The sequence below is a fragment of the Paraburkholderia sp. FW306-2-2C-D06C genome (assembly GCF_058781505.1).
Map to the genome: position 1 here is coordinate 13,119 of NZ_JBYSWU010000007.1, position 16,281 is coordinate 29,399.

Sequence of the window (16,281 nt, forward strand, 5' to 3'; positions counted from 1 at the left end):
CATGGCCGCTATGAAATCGTTTGTCGATGGGGCAGCCCTCTCCGTGCGGTCAGCCACTGCGGCACAATCGCGGCGGCGGCAACCAGGGAGAAAACGAGAATGGATGCTGACAGCACGGCATTCCCGGTGCCAAACACGGCGCTGATTCCCATTGAGGCGAGCGATGCGCTACCGATCTGAAAGAAGCCGACGAGACCGGAGGCGGTGGCTGCGTGTCCGTGCTCACTCGAAATTGCGCCCGAAACAGCCAGCGACAACGATGAACCGTTGGACAGACTGACAAGGAGCATGGGCAACACAATGGCCGCAGCGCCGGGAACGTGCAAGCTCGTCACCAGCACAAAGGCGACGCCGCCGAGCATGAAAAAGCTTACCCCGCCAACGACAATGCTGTCGTACGACCAGCGATCGAGCAGCCGTTTCGAGACCAGGTTCGCCATGATGATGCCGCAGGTCAGCGGGAGATAGAGCCAACCGCTGACCGTTTCCGGCAAGCCGAGACGCTCGAACAGAAAGGGCGACTGGGTCAGGTAGACAAACCAGGCACAGTAGGTCGCGCAGACCACCAGCGTGTAGCGAAGAAAGACGCAGTCCCGCAGCACGTGACTGAATCCAGCAAAGGAATGGCCGGCGCTCTGCGTTTCGGGGCGGGTTTCCTTCAGCAGCGACAGTACCAGCAGCAGCGCGGTGGCTCCAAAGACCGCCACGAAGAGGAAATCCGCGCGCCAGCCGAACCCTGCCGCGAGGTAGCCGCCGATGGCCGGCGCAAGCGCAGGCGACAGTGAAACAAGCGGATAGACCACGCTGTACACCTTCGCCGAGGCTCGTTTGTCACAGGTGTCGGCGATGATCGCACGTCCAATGACCAGCCCGGCGGCAGCGCCGAGGGCTTCCAGCATGCGCCAGGCGAGAAAGGATATGAAGCCATTGGTAACGGCGCAACCGATCGAGCCGGCGATGTAGAGAAGAATGCCGCCGATCAGTACCGGCTTGCGGCCCCGGCGATCGGAGAGCGGGCCGTAGAAGAGTTGCGCGACCGCCAGCACGATCAGATAGGCGGAGACAGTCTGCGGCATCTGCCAGTCAGCGATCCCGAACTCGCCTGCCATTGCCGGCATCGCGGGCAGGTAAACGTCGGATGCGATCAGGCCGAAGGCGCTCAGCATCGCGACGATCAGAATGAGGGTAACTCGTGGCATGAGAAAGGACTCCAGGGCGCCAACGCCATCCAATGGCGCTGGAAATTACTTCGACTGAGACGAACGGGCACGGCGAACGCATGTTAGCGAGGCGACATGGATGTGAAAATGCATAACAATGCAGCTCATGGCTGCAAATTTGCATTTCAGGGAGCGCAATGAACTGGGACGACATCCGGGTATTTCTGGCGATCTACCGCGCTGGCACGCTGCGAGGGGCCGCACACGCGCTAGGCGTCGACCAGACCACGGTGGGGCGGCGACTCGCCGCGCTCGAATCTCGTCTTTCCGCCAGGCTGTTCCTGCGCTCCAACGCCGGCTATGTGCTCACTGAAAGCGGTGAGGAGGCCCGGCAAGTGGCTGAGCCGATGGAGCGCCTCGCCGTGTCCTTCGAGCGTCGCACCGAGCGGGCCGACGAGCGTGTTTCCGGCGAAGTCCGCGTGACGACAACCGACGCGCTGGCTGTGGATTTCGTGATTCCCGCGATCGAGAGACTGCGCGGCAGTCATCCGGATGTCAGCGTCATTCTCACCACGACGACTCGCGTCCTGGACCTTGCGCGACGCGAAGCGGACATCGCTATCCGCACCGTACGTCCGACGCACGCAGAGTTGATCGTGCGGAAACTGGGGGAGTGGGACGTGGGTCTCTATGCGACCCGGCGCTATCTCGAGGTCCGCGGTGAGCCGCAACCGGGGATGGCCTTTGCGGGCCACGACCTGGCGGTCTATCAGACCGGGGTGACGGAGAATCAGGAGAGTACGCTCGCGGGCGAGCCGACGACGCAAGGTCGTATCGTTGCAGAGCTGGATTCAAGTCTGATGCTGGCGACCTTCATTCGCGCAGGGCTGGCCGTCGGCGAATTGCCGTCCTACCTGGCGCAGCGCGATCCCGGACTTGTGCGGATCTGGCCGCAGCGCAAACGTGCGGCAGCGTATGAAGCATGGCTTGTATTGCACGAGGACCTCGCGCGTACCGCCCGGGTGCGTGTGGTCGTCGATGCCCTGATTTCCGTGTTTGAGCACGGATGAGCCATAAGAGAGTTCGGCGAACGCCAGCAGCCTGCTCGCAGCAGTTTCTGGGGGGCATTCAGATAGTGCGCCTTCACCGCACTGGCGTTGAGCAACATCTACATGATTATCAACGCCCTCATGTGCCGTAGTTGCGCAGCCGCTCCAAGTCCACCACGGTTATGCCGCCATATTCCAGCCGCACGATGCCGTCCTTCTGTAGCGTCTTGAGTGCCTGGTTGGCAACCTGTCGCGTGATGCCGGACAGCAGGCCCAGTTCTTCCTGCGTGATGTCCAGGTGGTCGCCGCCGCCGGGATAGAGCACTGGGTTGAACAGCGACGCGATGCAACGCGCGAGCCGGGGCGTGGCGTCGAGGAGGCGGTCATACTCCAGCAGCGCCATGAAATGCGAGAGCCGCTCGTTAAGCTGGCGCACCAGAAAACGGTTGAAGGCCACGCTGTTCTCGACGAGCCACATGAACGTGGCCCGCTCCATGAAGGCCATGCGCGTGTCGCGCAAGGCCACGATGTCGTATCGGCGCGGCTCGTTCTTCAGTACGGTTCCCTCGCCGAACCAGCCGCCCGCCGGCACGCCGGTGAAGGTGACGCTGCGTCCTTCGGGCGACACCGTGCCGATCTTGATCAGCCCAGTCACCACGCCGGTCCAGCTTTCAAGCACGGTGTTCTTGGGGCAGATGCAGACGCCGCGCGCAAAGGTCTTCTCAACAATGCCGGCACACGCGTAGTCCGCTTCGTCGTCGGGCAGGTCGATCGACCACGAAGCGATGTGCGCCAGTCGTGCGCGGCTGATCCCGGGTCGTGCCGGCTCGACGTAGGCGCCGCGATTCTCAGCCACGCTGGATTCCCACCGGCAGCGCGCTGATGCGTCGCACCTCAGCCGAAGTCAGCCAGGCGCCGGATTCGAGGCACCGAGCGAACAGAGCCGTGGCGTCCTCGCCCCAGAACAGCTCCCCATCCAACGCGAAAGTCGGCACGCCGAACACGCCGAGCGCAATCGCCTGGTCGGTGTGCGCGCGCAGCGCCTCCTTCACAGAAGGCTCCTCGACGGCGGTCAAGCCTTGTGGAAAGCCCACTGCCTCGCACAGCGCGGCGAACCCCTCGGGAGACGCGACCTCGTGCCCGTCGCGCCAGATATGGCGGAAGATGCGCCGCACCGCGTCCTGCGAGCCGCCCATCGCAATCGCGAGCCGGAGGGGCTTGATCGGGTTGAACGGATGCGCGGACGGCATGCGGTACGGGATGTCGAGCTGCTCTGCGCGAAATTGTGCGTAGCGATAGGTGAAGATTCGCTTGGCCGGGATCTCAGCCGGCCCCTTTTGCCCCCAGTGCTTCAAGAGCGCGCCCAGCACAACCGGGCGCAGCTCGACGGTCAGCGTGGACGGCAGCCGCTCAAACTGCTCCAGTTGCAGATACGCGAAGGGCGAAACGAAATCGAAGAACCACGCTGCGGTTCTGGCGGCACTCATTGCGCGTTTCCTCCTGTCTTCGTTCGGGTCACCTGCCCCTGTAAGGAGGGCGCCACCGTGAACGGCGCCTCGGTCACGGCGCGTATGTCGGCGAGTGTCACATGCGAAAGAATTTCGCGCAAAACGAGACCTTCGCTGGTCACATCGAAGACGGCGTGCTCGGTAACGATCACCTTCACACAGCCACGCCCGGTGAGTGGCAGCGTGCAACGCGGCAATATCTTCGAGCGGCCGTGCTTGTCGGTATGCATAAGCGCTGCGATCACTTTGGGTGTGCCGTAGCACAGGTCCATTGCCCCGCCGATTCCCGGCCACCACTTTCCGCCGCGCTGACAGGCCCAGTTGGCGAGGTTGCCGAGTGCATCGACCTCCAGCGCGCCGAGAATGGTCACGTCGATATAGCCGTTGCGCATTGCGCCAAGCGACGTGGCGAGGTCCATGATGGCCGCGCCGGGCGGCAGTGTGATGGGCTCGCAGCCGGCGTTGGTGACGTCGCTGTCGATGGCGTCGAGAGGTGGTCGGCCGCCGAAGCCGAACGCGCCGTTTTCGGTATGGAAGATCACGCCGGCGTCGGCATCCAGATAGTTGGCCGTCAGCGTGGGAATGCCGAGACCCAGGTTGACGACTTCCCCCGCGCGCAATTCCTGCGCGCAGCGTGCGGCAATGCGCTGTTTAGGGTTTTGGGGAAAGGCTTGTGACGGCATGACGGTCTCCTCTATGGCTTTGACAGGGACTGGGCGCGCTTTATGCACGAGCTTCGACGGCGATAGCGTCGGGCAACCGTCCGAGCCTGGTCCAATGCTGTCTGTAAAGCGCATGCTGCGCTTCGAGCGTTAGCCCTTGTACCACCGCGTCGACGAAGACACCGGGACAACCCACCCGCTCTGGCGGGATCGTCCCGACCTCGACGATCTCATTCACTTCGACGATCGTGTAACGGCCCGCCATCGCGATGTCGCGCTGGTTCTGCAATGAAGTGCCGCGAAACTCCACGTTGCCGAACGTGTCGGCCCGCCAGCCCTTGATGATCGACACATCCGCGCGCAGTGGCGGCTCGACGAAAAACTCGCGGCCGTCGATCGTGATTTTCTGCTTGAGCGCATCGCGCGCGGGAAACATCCCCGGCTGGTCGAGGATGCCGATACCTACCGGCACCAGCGCCCCGCCGAGCCCCAGCGCGCCGGCACGTACCTTCTCGGCCCACGTGCCCATGGGGAAGAACTCCGTCACCCGCACCGCATCGGTCAGGTATGCATGCGTCGACTCCTCCGTCGTGCCGACGTGCGTGCCGATGAACTCGGTCAGTTGACCCGACGCGAACAGCTTCGCCTTGAGGAAGCCGCCGCGCAGGCCGGGCGTGTTGGCGATCAACGTCAGTTCGTTCACACCGCTGCAGAGCAAGGCCTCGATGCACCGTGCGGCCTCGCCCGCGCCGACGAACTCACCGAGCATCAGTCGCGTGCCGGATCGCACGTGTGAAAGTGCCTCGTCGATCGATACCACCTTGTTGGCGTATCGCACGATCGTCTCCCTGGTTGTTGTCGTAGCGGCAGTGTAGGAGCAAGTGCGGGCAGAAGTTGTCGTGTGGATGACATTTGGCGACGAATGCAGCGATGTGTCGGCGGGGACCGTCACGCGCCTGGCGAGAAGCTGTTCGTCGACTACTCCGGCGACAGGATAGCCGTCATCGACGGGAGGACCGGCGAAATCCGCGACGCCGAGCTGTTCGTCGCCGTGCTCGGCGCGTCGAATTACATCCCCCCATTTGTCCACAGAAATTGTTCGCAAGCCTGTGGATAACATCCTGACAATCGCGACAAGTGCTTGATACCGTTGCGTTCTTTCGCGCTGCACGTGGGAGCTGCCAACACAGCTGCCCCCACGCCTGGCCATTGAGTCCAATCAGTTCGGCGTGATCTGAAACCAGGCCCCGTGCGTAAGGGCGCCTTCGTGGCGCCTTTGTCTGCGTGCCCTGCGGCGTTGCCCCATCACCCGTGGACTTGTCCACAGAAAATGTTCGCAAGCCTGTGGATAACATCCACACAACCGCGCCAAGTGCTTGATGTAGATAAACTCTTGCGCGCTGCGCGCCGGCGCGGCCGCCTCTGGGGCCGCGCCTCCCGCATCAAAGGTACGCCGACTTCTTCGCCACGCGGCCCGCCGCGTCCAGCAAGCGGCTCCGCTCCACCATCGCGCCGAACAGCAAGCCGATCGTCGTCCACATGATCACCTGCATGCCAATCGCCGCGACGCGAAACTTCCACAACAGCATGGCCGGAAAACCAACCGGTACTTCGTTGACCGTCGGCATCGACAATTGCACCGCGCCGATAATCACGATAAACACCACGCCCGCCACAATCGACCCATTCCACGCGCCCAGTTTCATCACTGCGCGCCGCCGCACCTTCAGCGAAAACACCATCGCGGTCAGCGAAATGGCAATCATCAGGAAGAACAAGCCCGTTCGAGTCCCGATCGTTTCCGGGTCGCCCACCGAAGGCGGATTCGCCGGGTACTTGATGTTCGGCACGATCACCAATGCAATGAACGCGCCAAGCGCAAGCCATGCAGACAACGCGCGCGCACTCAACGCGCCAGCGCGGCCATACGCATAAGCAAACACGAGCGAGAACAATCCGCCGAATGCAGCGCCATACGTCACCACGCCGGTCAGCAAGCCCAAGCCCGCTTGCGTGTCGCGACTCACCAACTCGCCGTGTTCGTGTTCGTGTGCGTCGCCGCTCGCCGCTTCCGCCTTGTCCTCCAGCGAAATCGCCTGCTCGACCTGCGGCTCGCCGACGAATCTGGCGAAGCCGAACGTGAGCAGTCCCGCGGCGATGCCTGCAAGCATCCCGCGTACCAGCAACTTACCAACCATGTTCGACTCCGTTAGTGGCAGGGAAAGCCAAGCAGATGGCGGCCGTCGTGCACGAACTCATGCACATACATGCCAGGAATCAGCGACGTGGCGCCCTGTTCCGCACCGACGAAATAAAGCGCGAGCAACAGCAGCAAGCCGCCAAACACGGCCCAAGGCAGCAATTCACGCAGCGGTATCGGCGTGGGTTGAATGGCGGGCTGAGTGGCCGGATCGAAAACAGCATCGGTCATGATGGACATCTCCTGGGGGTAACGCGCCCCGATAGTCGATTGAAGAGGAATGATGCGAAGCTCAGGTCTGGCTTTCGGCTCGTGAATCACCGATTACAGTGGCGCGACCGCGTCGGGCTCTCACCGGCTTCCGCGCTTCGCAGTCCCGTATTCTACGCGCTAAACTTTGCCCTTCGGCCAAGCAAAGCCTGCACGCAGCGGCCGGCTTTGGCGCGGCCTCTATCGAAAGGAACCGAATGGACATCCGGCTGTTACTGATCAGCCACGCGTCGACCGCGGCCATGCGCGCAGCCCGCTTCCCCGCCGACGATCCACTCGACGAACGCGGCCTCGCCGAAGCCACCGCCGCGCGTGAGCGTCTGTCGATCGCGCGCGACACAACGGCCTTCGTCAGCCCGGCCCTTTGCGCACGCGAAACAGCATCGGCGTTAGGGCTCGCGGCAACGGTCGCGCGCGATCTGGACGATATCGGCTACGCACAATGGCATGGCCGGCGCCTCGCGGATCTCGCCGTCGCGGCGCCGCAAGAGCTCGCCGCATGGACACGCGATCCTGACGCGGCCACGCATGGCGGCGAGTCGTTCAGTCAGCTCGTGAAACGGATCGGAGCATGGCTCGACGCGCTGAGCAACACACTAAAAAGCGCGCAAAACAAAACGCAAAACGATGCGCGTCATGTCGTCGGCGTCACGCATGCGACGGTGATCCGCGCCGCGGTCGTTCATGCGCTCGGTGCGTCGCCCGCAGTGTTTCCACGCATCGAGGTCGCACCGCTTTCGGCGGTCGAGTTGCGCCGCTCGCAGCGTGGCTGGGCGTGGTGGCCGGCGCGGCTGTAATTTCAATAGTTTGCTAACGAATATTTTGGAAATACAATGGCGCCCATGACGAACCTGGACACCTTACGCCGCACGGTCAGCACACATTAAACAAAGGCCGAGCAAACTCCGCAGCGCCACACCATACCAGGGATACGGCGTAACGCTTTATGGTCTACCCCTCCATTCGCGACTGGCTGTTCTCGGTCAAAACCTTTGCCGCGGCCATGCTCGCGCTCTACATCGGTCTCGCGCTCGAACTGCCGCGGCCGTACTGGGCGATGGCCACGGTCTACATCGTGTCGAATCCGTTTGTCGGCGCGACCCGATCGAAGGCGCTCTATCGCGCGCTCGGCACCGCGATCGGCGCGGCGGGCGCGATTCTGGTGGTGCCGCCGTTCGTCGAATCGCCGTATCTGTTCAGCGTCGTGGTCGCGTTGTGGACGGGCACGCTGCTGTATCTGGCGATCTCCGACCGCACCGCGCGCAGCTACGTGTTCCTGCTGGCGGGCTATACCCTGCCGATGATCGCCTTGCCTTCGGTGACCAATCCGGGCGGCGTGTTCGACCTGGCGATCACCCGCACTGAAGAGATCACGCTTGGCATCGTGTGCGCGAGCATTGTCGGCGGGGCGGTGTTTCCGAGCCGGCTCGCGCCCACCATCATCGAGCGGACCGACGCGTGGTTTCGCGACGCCGCGTTCTACGCGACCGAAACGCTGTCGGGACGCATTGCCGGCTCGGCGATTTCGGCGGCCCGTCAGCGTCTCGCGGCCACCATCAACGGGCTGGAACTGCTGCTGAGCCAGCTCGCTTACGACCATACGCGGCCGGACATTCTGGCGCGCGCTCACGAACTGCGCGGACGCATGCAATTGCTGCTGCCGCTCATGTCGGCGCTGGCCGATCCGCTGATCGCGCTCTACAACAGCGGCCGGCATTCATGGCCCGAGGGTCTTGAAGCCTTGCTCGCCGATGTCATCAAGTGGTTCAATGCGCCGCTTCCCGCAGCCAGCAAGGGTAACCACCCCGACCCTGTGGCCGACGCGCTGCGAGCGCGGATCGCGGCGATGCAGCCGCCGCCGGCAGCAATGGCGAGCTGGGACGGCGCGCTGCTGTCGAGCGCGTTGTGGCGCCTGAAGCAGGTGGTCAATGTCTGGCAGGACTGCCGCACGCTGCGCATCATCATCACGCGCGAAGAAGGTTCATGGCGGCCGCGTTTTCGCCATTGGCGCCTGGGCGGCACCGAGCGCTACTTCGACCGCGGCATCATGCTGTTTTCGACCGGCTCGGCCGTCGGCGCGATCATCCTCGCGTGCAGCTTGTGGATTAGTTCAGGCTGGGCGGACGGCGCCGGCGCGGTGACGCTCGCAGCGATCGCATGCTGCTTCTTCGCCGCGCTCGACGAACCCGCACCGATGGTGTTCAAGTTCTTTACGTCGACGGCGGCCAGCGTGGTGTTCGCGGGCCTCTATCTGTTCGCCGTGCTGCCGCACGTGCATGACTTTCCGATGCTGGTGGTCATCTTCGCCGCGCCGTTCATCTTCGTCGGCACGCTGATTCCGCGCCCGCAATTCAATCTCGCCACGATGCTGGTCGCCGTCAACACGGCCACCTTCATCAGCATTCAGGATGCTTACGACGCCGACTTCCTGGTGTTCATGAACAGCAACCTCGCGGGCCTGGCCGGTCTGCTGTACGCATTCCTGTGGACCCGCGTGACGCGTCCGTTCGGCGCCGAACTCGCGGCGGCGCGGCTGTTGCGTTCGAGCTGGGCCGACGTGGCGCTGACCGCCTCCACGCGGCCGATCGACGATCCGCGCAATCTCGCCGCGCGCATGCTCGACCGTCTGATGCAATTGATCCCGCGCCTCGCCGCCACCGACGACCATCGCCATCCGTCGATCGAAAGCTTCCGCGATCTGCGCATCGCCTTCAACGCGCTCGACCTGCGCCGCCTGACCCGCAAGCTCGGCGGCGAAGCGCCGGCCGCAATCGATCACGTGCTCGACGGCGTGCGCGAACACTTCGAAACCTGCGTCGATCAGCGCGTGCGCCAACCGGTGCCCGCCAGCCTGATGTCGTCGATCGACGCAGCCGTGGCGCGCGTCACGGCCCAGGGGCTCGCCAATGCCGGCGCGCCGAGCGCGACCTCGCAGACTTCGGCACGCCTGTTGCGCGACGCGCTGCACGCGCTGGTCGGCTTGCGTCTATCGCTGTTTCCGGCCACGCTAACCACGCTCACGCCGCCCGAACCGGAGGCCGCCACCTGATGCGCCCGTCCAGCAACCTGTTCCGCTCCGTCATTCACCCTTTGCCCACTCCTCGCGATGATCGGTGAAATCGACATCTTCGGCGTGTTCGTGCCGGCCGTGCTCGTGCTGATGTTGATCGCCTATCTGATCAACCAGGTCATCCGCACGGCGCTCGCACGCGTCGGCTTTTACCGCTTCGTCTGGCACCGTTCCATCTTCGATCTCGGCATCTACGTGCTGGTGCTGGGCCTTGTCGTCGTCGTTTCGCACAGACTAATAACGTGAAAAAAACCTGGTTCTCCGTCGGTCAAGTTCTGCTGACCCTGATCGTCGTCGTGATCGCGGCCCTCGTGCTGTGGAAACTGGTCGGCTATTACATGTTCGCGCCGTGGACCCGCGACGGTCACGTGCGCGCCGACGTGATCCAGGTCGCGCCGGACATCTCGGGGCTGATTTCATCCGTCGACGTAGCGGACAACCAGCAGGTCAAGCAGGGCCAGGTGTTGTTCGTCATCGACCAGGCGCGTTACACGCTCGCGTTGCGTCAGGCCCAAGCCACCGCGCAGCAACGCCGCGCGACACTCGATCAGGCGCGCCGCGAAGATGCGCGCAACCGTAAGCTGGGCAACCTGGTCGCGGCGGAAGCCGCCGAAGAAAGCCGTTCACGCGTCGAGCAGGCCGAAGCCGCGCTCGCCGATGCGAACGTCGCGATCGATACGGCCCGGCTCAATCTGCAACGCACCACCATCGTGAGTCCGGTCGACGGTTATCTGAACGACCGCGCGCCGCGCACCGGCGAGTTCGTCGCGGCGGGCCGGCCGGTGCTGGCGGTGGTCGATATGCATTCGTTCCGCGTCGATGGCTACTTCGAGGAAACCAAGCTGCGCGGCATCGACATCGGCCAGCAGGTCGATATCAAGGTGATGGGCGAGCCGAACGTGCTGCGCGGTCATGTGCAGAGCATCGTCGCCGCGATCGAGGACCGCGACCGCACGCAAGGCTCGAACCTGCTGCCGAACGTGAACCCGGCGTTCAGCTGGGTGCGGCTCGCACAACGGATTCCGGTGCGCGTCGCGCTCGACGAAATTCCCGCCGACTTCCGCATGATCGCCGGACGTACCGCGACGGTGTCGGTGCGCGATCTGTCGCCGGGCGGCAAGCCACGCCGGATTTCCGACACGGCGCGCACATCCGGCGCCGTGGATGCCCCGGCGGCTTCGTCTGCGCCCGCTGTTCCGGCTGCCTCTGCCGCACTGCCGGCGTCCACCGCTGTCATCTCGGGCGCCTCGCAATGAAGCTGCCGCGCGCCCTGCCCTTATTGCCGCTGTTGCCTTTGACCGTTGCGCTCAACGGCTGCATTAATGTCGGCCCCGATTACTCGCTGCCGAAGCAGGCGCTGGTCAACGCGCCGCTCGCCAATGCGCCGCTCGAAGGCGCCGATTCCGCGTTGACGTCGCGGCAGAATGTGCCCGCCGTGTGGTGGAAGCTTTATGACGATCCGGTGCTGAACAGCCTCGTCGACGAAGCGCTGCAATCGAACACCGACTTGCGGGTGGCCGCGGCGAATCTGGCGCGCTCGCGCGAAGCGTTGGGCGTCGCGCAAGCGCAGGGCGGTTTCTCCGGCAAGTCTTCGGCGGCGATCGAGCGCGCGCAGGAATCGGCCGAGCAGTTTCTGCTCACGAAGAAACTGCCGGTCGTCAATGAAGGCGACATCGGCATCAGCATCTCGTACGAAATCGATCTGTTCGGCAAGCTGCGGCGCGGTGTCGAGGCGGCGCAAGCGGACACCGAGTCCGTGCAGGCGGCCGGCGATCTCGCGCGAATCACGGTGGTCGCGGACGTGGTGCGCTCCTATGTCGAACAATGTTCGGCGGCCGAGGAACTCAGGATCGCGCAGCAGTCGCTGGCGCTGCAAAAGCAGCGCGTGGCTGTATCGCGCCGTCTGCGTGACGCGGGCCGCGGCAATCAGACCGATGTGACGCGCGGCCAGACGCAGGTCGATACCCTCGCCGCGGATATTCCGCGCTATACGGCGCGCCGTAAGATCGCGCAATACCGGCTGGCCGCGCTGCTCGCACGCGCACCGTCCGATTTGCCGCCGGCGGTGCTGGCCTGCAACAAGCTGCCGGCAATCCGTCAACCGATTCCGATCGGCGACGGCGCCGCGCTGCTCAAGCGCCGTCCGGACGTGCGCGAGGCCGAGCGTCAACTGGCGGCTTCGACGGCGCGGATCGGTGTCGCGACCGGCGCGTTGTATCCGACGGTGAGCATCGGTGCCTCGGCCGGTTTGACGGGGGTTCTCGAAGACCTCGGCACGTCGCCGACCGCGCGCTGGGGCTTCGGTCCGCTGATCGGCTGGACCTTCCCGACGAACGGTGCGCGCGGTCGCGTGCGCGAAGCGCAAGCGTCGAGCAATGTGGCGTTGGCGAAATTCGACGGCGTGGTGCTGACCGCTTTGCGCGAGACCGAAACCAGCCTCGCCACCTACGCCGCCGACTACAACCGCGCCGATGCATTGCGTGCCGCACTGAAGTCGGCCACGCAGTCGGCAGATGAAACGCACCGGCTGTATCTCGCCGGACGCGAGTCGTTCATCTCGGATCTCGACGCAACGCGCACGCTGACGTCGACGAAGTCTCAGGTGGCGGCGGCGGAAGGCCAGGTGGCGATCGATCAGGTCAATCTGTTCCTCGCGCTCGGCGGCGGCTGGGACACCAATCCGCAGACAGCGCCGGCTGCTGCAACGCCCGCCAAGGCAGTGCCAACCGCAGTCGTCAAAACCAAAACGCCTTGATCGGCGCCTCGATCGCTTCTGACGACGGCCCGCGCTAGCGCGGCGGCCCTAGGCTGGTCGCCGTTTCGCCGCTGCCTGGTGAATCGCGGCCCGCACACGCGGATACGTGCCGCAACGGCAAACGATGTTCGACATCGCCGCGTCGATGTCGGCGTCGGTGGGATCGGGCTTCTGCTTGAGGAGCGCACAGGCCGCCATCAGTTGCGCGCTTTGGCAATAGCCGCACTGCACCACGTCAAGATCGAGCCACGCCGCCTTCAGTGCCTGCGCCTCGGCGCCTTGCACGCCTTCAATCGTTGTCACCTTCTGCGTGTGCAAGCTCGACATCGGCGTCTGGCAGGCGAGGGACGCCTTGCCGTCCAGATGGATCGTGCACGCGCCGCAAATGCCCACGCCGCAGCCGAACTTCGTACCGGTCATGCCGAGTTCGCAGCGCAGCACCCACAGAAGCGGCATATCCGGTTCGGCTTGCACGGCCACCGCCCGGCCGTTGATGTTCAGCGATCCCATGCTGTTCTCCGTGTTTTTCCGAGTACATGCTCGTGCGCTTCAAGTGCGCTTCAAGCGGGCTTCAAAGGCAACGCTCGCAGCCGCTGGCCGGTGAGCGCGAACACCGCGTTGGCGACTGCCGGCGCGATCGGCGGCACGCCCGGTTCGCCGACGCCTTGCGGATGCAGCTGGCTCGGCATGATGTCGGTTTCGATCACCGGACAATCGTTCATCCGCACCACCGGGAAGTCGAGAAAGTTCTTCTGCTGCACCTGGCCGTTGACGATCGTGATTTCATCCTGCAACGCGGCCGAGAGACCGAACACGATCGCGCTCTCCATCTGCTGACGGATCAGGTTCGGATTCACCGGCATTCCGCAATCGATCACGCAGATCACGCGATGCACGCGAATCCGTTTGTCCGGCCCGAGCGACACCTCCGCCACTTGCGCGACGACGCTGCCGAACGCCTCGTGCAGCGCGACGCCGCGCGCTCGCGGGGCGCCGTCGGCGGTGTGCTTCAGCGGACGTCCCCAATCGGACAAGGCCGCCACGCGCCGCAGCACGGCCAGATGCCGCGGATGCTGCGTGAGCAGCGCCGCGCGGAACGCAATCGGATCGTGGCCTGTGGCCGCGGCCAGTTCGTCGGTGAAACTCTCGGTGAAAAACGCCTGGTGCGAATGGCCAACCGACCGCCAGAATCCGACCGGCACCGGCAACTCCACGATCTCGTGGGCCACGCGTGCCGTGGGCCATTCATACGGTTGATCGAAGGCGCCTTCGCACGTGGTCTTGTCGAGTGGAATACGCGGCACGCCGTAGTAACGCGCGAGCGATTCCGGCACGATCGCCTGACTCGCCGACGTGCTATGCCACGCGACCAGCTTGCCCGCGCCGTCGAGACCCGCCTTGAAGCGCGCGAGGCAAGCCGGGCGATAGAAATCGTGCGTGAAGTCCTGCGCGCGCGACCAGATGGTTTGCACCGGATGGCCACCGCCGCCCTCACGCGCAATCGCCGCAGCCTGCGAAATGAAATCGAGCTCCAGACGGCGCCCGAAGCCGCCGCCGAGCAGTTGCGTGTGCATATCGACTTTGTCGGCGTCGAGGTCCAGCACTTTCGCGACGTGGTGACGCGCGAGGGCCGGCATTTGCGTCGAGACCCAGACGGTGGCCGCACCGTCCGCGAGTTGAACAGTGCAATTGATCGGTTCGACCGCGCCATGCGCTAGATATGGCGCGTAGTACTCGGCGGTGACGGTTCGCGCGGCGCCGTGCAAAGCGGCATCCACGTCGCCGCGGTGGTAGTAGGCGTAGCCGTCGCCGTCTTCCAACGCTTGCGCAAGACGGCGGTTCAGGTCGGCGGTGGAAAAGGTGGCCGCGTCGCCGTGATACCACTCCACCGCGACAGCATCGACTGCGTTCATCGCGCGGAACGGATTGTCTGCGATCACCGCGACGCCGCCACTACCGCCGTTGTATGGCTTCAGCGAGAACGCCTTGACGACGCCCGGCATTTTTATCGCAGCCGACGCATCGAAATGCGATACGGTGCCGCCTAACGTGGGGCACATGACGACGCTGGCGTACAGAAGGCCGTCGGGCAGCGCGTCAATGCCGAAGCGCGCCGTGCCGTCGATTTTCGATGCGGCCTCGATGCGCCGCACTGGTTTGCCGATCAGCTTGAAGTCGGAGGGATTTTTCAGTGCGACCTTGCGTGGCAACGGTTGCTGCGCCGCCGACGCCGACAGTTCGCCGAAGCTCGCCTTGCGGCCCGAGCCGTGCAGCACGTGGCCCGCTTCCGCACGGCATTCGCTGGCCGGCACCTGCCATTGCGCGGCTGCCGCGCCGATCAGCATCACGCGAGCCGACGCGCCCGCTTCGCGCATCGGCGTCCACAGGTCGTTGATACTCGACGAGCCGCCCGTCATCATCGTGCCGCCTTCACGCACGAGTTTGCTCGTCAGCCAGACCGCGACGTGTTTGACGGTGCTGTCGTCGTCCGGACGAAACGGCAGATCGTCGACGATGTTCTGCACGCTGTTATAGATCTTGTCGATCGGCGAACTCTCCACCCGCACCTGCGGCCAGTCGGCGTCCAGTTCTTCGGCGAGCAGCATGGCGAGGCCGGTGTGGATACCCTGCCCCATTTCCGCTTTGCTCATCATGATCGTCACGCTGTTGTCGGCGGCGATCTTGACCCAGCCGTTCAGCGCCGCCTGCGCGCCTTCGGCCGGTAACGGCGTGGACGTGGTCAGGCGCTGGCGCGGCGGCAGCACCGACCAGCCGACCAGCAGCGCGCCGACAGCGCCGGCGCCACCGAGCAGGAAGGTTCTGCGCTTTAACATGACATGACTCGTTGAGCGTGCATGAGGGCGGGAGGCTGCAAGGGCGCAGGCGGGCGCCGCGCCACTTCCACTTCCACTTCCACTTCCACTTCCACTTCCACTTCCACTTCCACTTCCACTTCCACTTCCACTTCTTCGGAACAATAATAAGACGCGCGAGTGTGCGTCCGACTGAAACTCGCGCGTTTAAGCCAGGCGGGGGCGGGCTGGTGGAGCGGCGTGATCAAAGCGCCGTGCGCAAGCCGTGTGTCGTTTCATTAAATGTCATTCGCCGCGTGGCGGCACGCTGCAGTGCAACTGGCCTAGTGGGCGTTTTGATCAGCACCACACCAGATCACCCCCGCCCCCGAATCATTGCAATCAACACCCGCAGCCCCGCGGGCACATGACGTCGCACCGGAAAGTAAAGACAAAGCCCAGCGAACGCCGGCGTCCAGTCCTCCAGCACGCGCTGCAACGTCCCGCTTCCAGGTCGCCAGCCACGTTCCACTCGCTCATATAAGCCAGCCCGAATCCCTCGCGCGCCGCCTCCATCACTAGCGTCGATTCATCCAGTGTCAGCATGCCTTGCACATCCACGCCAATCGCCTCGCCGCGTCGCTCGAACTCCCAGTGATAAATGCGTCCACTCGGCATGCGCAGCCGAATACAGCAGTGCGCACGCAAATCATCCGGTGTGTGCGGCTTCGGGTGCTCGGCAAAATAAACCGGACTGCCAACGCGGGGCGATTGCCTTGGGTTGACCTGACATCAACGCCCCACACATTTTTCAG

Annotated in this window: 15 protein-coding genes and 1 pseudogene; 6 read left to right on the forward strand and 10 right to left on the reverse strand. The window is 64.4% G+C overall.

Annotated elements, in window-relative coordinates; genetic code table 11:
- Window positions 1-8 precede the first annotated feature (8 nt).
- Window positions 9-1,199, reverse strand: a complete 1,191-nt coding sequence (locus AC3WLT_RS07120) for a multidrug effflux MFS transporter (RefSeq protein WP_492591349.1) — start codon at window positions 1,197-1,199, stop codon at window positions 9-11.
- A gap of 158 nt (window positions 1,200-1,357) precedes the next feature.
- On the opposite strand from AC3WLT_RS07120, the gene AC3WLT_RS07125 reads away from it, so the two are divergent.
- Window positions 1,358-2,230: a LysR family transcriptional regulator gene (locus AC3WLT_RS07125; RefSeq protein ID WP_492591196.1), complete on the forward strand. Its 873-nt coding sequence runs from the start codon at window positions 1,358-1,360 to the stop codon at window positions 2,228-2,230.
- 118 nt (window positions 2,231-2,348) lie between these two features.
- Here AC3WLT_RS07125 and AC3WLT_RS07130 read toward each other — a convergent pair whose 3' ends face one another.
- From AC3WLT_RS07130 to AC3WLT_RS07155, 6 genes are all read right to left on the reverse strand, one after another.
- Window positions 2,349-3,020, reverse strand: a complete 672-nt coding sequence (locus AC3WLT_RS07130; protein WP_492591350.1) for a Crp/Fnr family transcriptional regulator — start codon at window positions 3,018-3,020, stop codon at window positions 2,349-2,351.
- A gap of 37 nt (window positions 3,021-3,057) precedes the next feature.
- Complete coding sequence (locus AC3WLT_RS07135; RefSeq protein ID WP_492591197.1) at window positions 3,058-3,696, reverse strand: 2-hydroxychromene-2-carboxylate isomerase; 639 nt, start codon at window positions 3,694-3,696, stop codon at window positions 3,058-3,060.
- On the reverse strand, window positions 3,693-4,400 hold the full coding sequence (locus tag AC3WLT_RS07140; RefSeq protein ID WP_492591198.1) for a 3-oxoacid CoA-transferase subunit B: 708 nt from the start codon (window positions 4,398-4,400) through the stop codon (window positions 3,693-3,695). The genes AC3WLT_RS07135 and AC3WLT_RS07140 overlap by 4 nt, the downstream gene beginning before the upstream one ends.
- A gap of 40 nt (window positions 4,401-4,440) precedes the next feature.
- On the reverse strand, window positions 4,441-5,217 hold the full coding sequence (locus tag AC3WLT_RS07145) for a CoA transferase subunit A (RefSeq protein ID WP_492591199.1): 777 nt from the start codon (window positions 5,215-5,217) through the stop codon (window positions 4,441-4,443).
- Window positions 5,218-5,821: 604 nt separating this feature from the next.
- On the reverse strand, window positions 5,822-6,577 hold the full coding sequence (locus AC3WLT_RS07150; protein ID WP_492591200.1) for a CbtA family protein: 756 nt from the start codon (window positions 6,575-6,577) through the stop codon (window positions 5,822-5,824).
- Window positions 6,578-6,588: 11 nt separating this feature from the next.
- Window positions 6,589-6,810, reverse strand: a complete 222-nt coding sequence (locus AC3WLT_RS07155) for a CbtB domain-containing protein (RefSeq protein WP_492591201.1) — start codon at window positions 6,808-6,810, stop codon at window positions 6,589-6,591.
- Between the two features lie 236 nt (window positions 6,811-7,046).
- Between AC3WLT_RS07155 and AC3WLT_RS07160 the strand changes: the two genes are divergently transcribed.
- The 5 genes from AC3WLT_RS07160 to AC3WLT_RS07180 all read left to right on the forward strand — a co-directional run bounded on the left by AC3WLT_RS07160 (window position 7,047) and on the right by AC3WLT_RS07180 (window position 12,674).
- Window positions 7,047-7,646 carry a histidine phosphatase family protein gene (locus tag AC3WLT_RS07160; protein ID WP_492591202.1) on the forward strand — a complete coding sequence of 200 codons (600 nt, stop codon included), beginning with the start codon at window positions 7,047-7,049 and terminating at the stop codon, window positions 7,644-7,646.
- A 149-nt stretch (window positions 7,647-7,795) separates the two neighbouring features.
- The gene (locus AC3WLT_RS07165; protein ID WP_492591203.1) at window positions 7,796-9,898 is read left to right on the forward strand and encodes an FUSC family protein; all 2,103 of its coding nucleotides are present in this window, start codon (window positions 7,796-7,798) and stop codon (window positions 9,896-9,898) included.
- A 57-nt stretch (window positions 9,899-9,955) separates the two neighbouring features.
- Window positions 9,956-10,165 carry a DUF1656 domain-containing protein gene (locus AC3WLT_RS07170; RefSeq protein ID WP_492591204.1) on the forward strand — a complete coding sequence of 70 codons (210 nt, stop codon included), beginning with the start codon at window positions 9,956-9,958 and terminating at the stop codon, window positions 10,163-10,165.
- Window positions 10,162-11,175 carry an efflux RND transporter periplasmic adaptor subunit gene (locus AC3WLT_RS07175; protein WP_492591205.1) on the forward strand — a complete coding sequence of 338 codons (1,014 nt, stop codon included), beginning with the start codon at window positions 10,162-10,164 and terminating at the stop codon, window positions 11,173-11,175. The genes AC3WLT_RS07170 and AC3WLT_RS07175 overlap by 4 nt, the downstream gene beginning before the upstream one ends.
- Complete coding sequence (locus AC3WLT_RS07180; protein ID WP_492591206.1) at window positions 11,172-12,674, forward strand: efflux transporter outer membrane subunit; 1,503 nt, start codon at window positions 11,172-11,174, stop codon at window positions 12,672-12,674. The genes AC3WLT_RS07175 and AC3WLT_RS07180 overlap by 4 nt, the downstream gene beginning before the upstream one ends.
- Window positions 12,675-12,722: 48 nt before the next feature.
- Here the strand turns inward: AC3WLT_RS07180 and AC3WLT_RS07185 are convergent, their stop codons facing one another.
- The 3 genes and pseudogenes from AC3WLT_RS07185 to AC3WLT_RS07195 form a co-directional block, all read right to left on the reverse strand.
- Window positions 12,723-13,184 (reverse strand): (2Fe-2S)-binding protein, encoded by a 462-nt coding sequence (locus AC3WLT_RS07185; RefSeq protein WP_492591207.1) that lies wholly within the window; start codon window positions 13,182-13,184, stop codon window positions 12,723-12,725.
- 50 nt (window positions 13,185-13,234) lie between these two features.
- A complete protein-coding gene (locus tag AC3WLT_RS07190; protein WP_492591208.1) occupies window positions 13,235-15,508 on the reverse strand; it encodes a xanthine dehydrogenase family protein molybdopterin-binding subunit in 2,274 nt (757 codons plus the stop codon).
- A 334-nt stretch (window positions 15,509-15,842) separates the two neighbouring features.
- Window positions 15,843-16,228: pseudogene (locus AC3WLT_RS07195) on the reverse strand (LysR substrate-binding domain-containing protein); the annotation flags it as partial.
- Between the last annotated feature and the right edge of the window lie 53 nt (window positions 16,229-16,281).

Excerpts from the sequence above, each read along its gene's own strand:
- AC3WLT_RS07120 (WP_492591349.1), bottom strand. The coding sequence starts at position 1,199 with ATGCCACGAGTTACCCTCATTCTGATCGTCGCGATGCTGAGCGCCTTC.
- AC3WLT_RS07125 (WP_492591196.1), top strand. The coding sequence starts at position 1,358 with ATGAACTGGGACGACATCCGGGTATTTCTGGCGATCTACCGCGCTGGC.
- AC3WLT_RS07135 (WP_492591197.1), bottom strand. The coding sequence starts at position 3,696 with ATGAGTGCCGCCAGAACCGCAGCGTGGTTCTTCGATTTCGTTTCGCCC.
- AC3WLT_RS07140 (WP_492591198.1), bottom strand. The coding sequence starts at position 4,400 with ATGCCGTCACAAGCCTTTCCCCAAAACCCTAAACAGCGCATTGCCGCA.
- AC3WLT_RS07150 (WP_492591200.1), bottom strand. The coding sequence starts at position 6,577 with ATGGTTGGTAAGTTGCTGGTACGCGGGATGCTTGCAGGCATCGCCGCG.
- AC3WLT_RS07155 (WP_492591201.1), bottom strand. The coding sequence starts at position 6,810 with ATGACCGATGCTGTTTTCGATCCGGCCACTCAGCCCGCCATTCAACCC.
- AC3WLT_RS07160 (WP_492591202.1), top strand. The coding sequence starts at position 7,047 with ATGGACATCCGGCTGTTACTGATCAGCCACGCGTCGACCGCGGCCATG.
- AC3WLT_RS07165 (WP_492591203.1), top strand. The coding sequence starts at position 7,796 with ATGGTCTACCCCTCCATTCGCGACTGGCTGTTCTCGGTCAAAACCTTT.
- AC3WLT_RS07170 (WP_492591204.1), top strand. The coding sequence starts at position 9,956 with ATGATCGGTGAAATCGACATCTTCGGCGTGTTCGTGCCGGCCGTGCTC.
- AC3WLT_RS07180 (WP_492591206.1), top strand. The coding sequence starts at position 11,172 with ATGAAGCTGCCGCGCGCCCTGCCCTTATTGCCGCTGTTGCCTTTGACC.
- AC3WLT_RS07185 (WP_492591207.1), bottom strand. The coding sequence starts at position 13,184 with ATGGGATCGCTGAACATCAACGGCCGGGCGGTGGCCGTGCAAGCCGAA.
- AC3WLT_RS07190 (WP_492591208.1), bottom strand. The coding sequence starts at position 15,508 with ATGTTAAAGCGCAGAACCTTCCTGCTCGGTGGCGCCGGCGCTGTCGGC.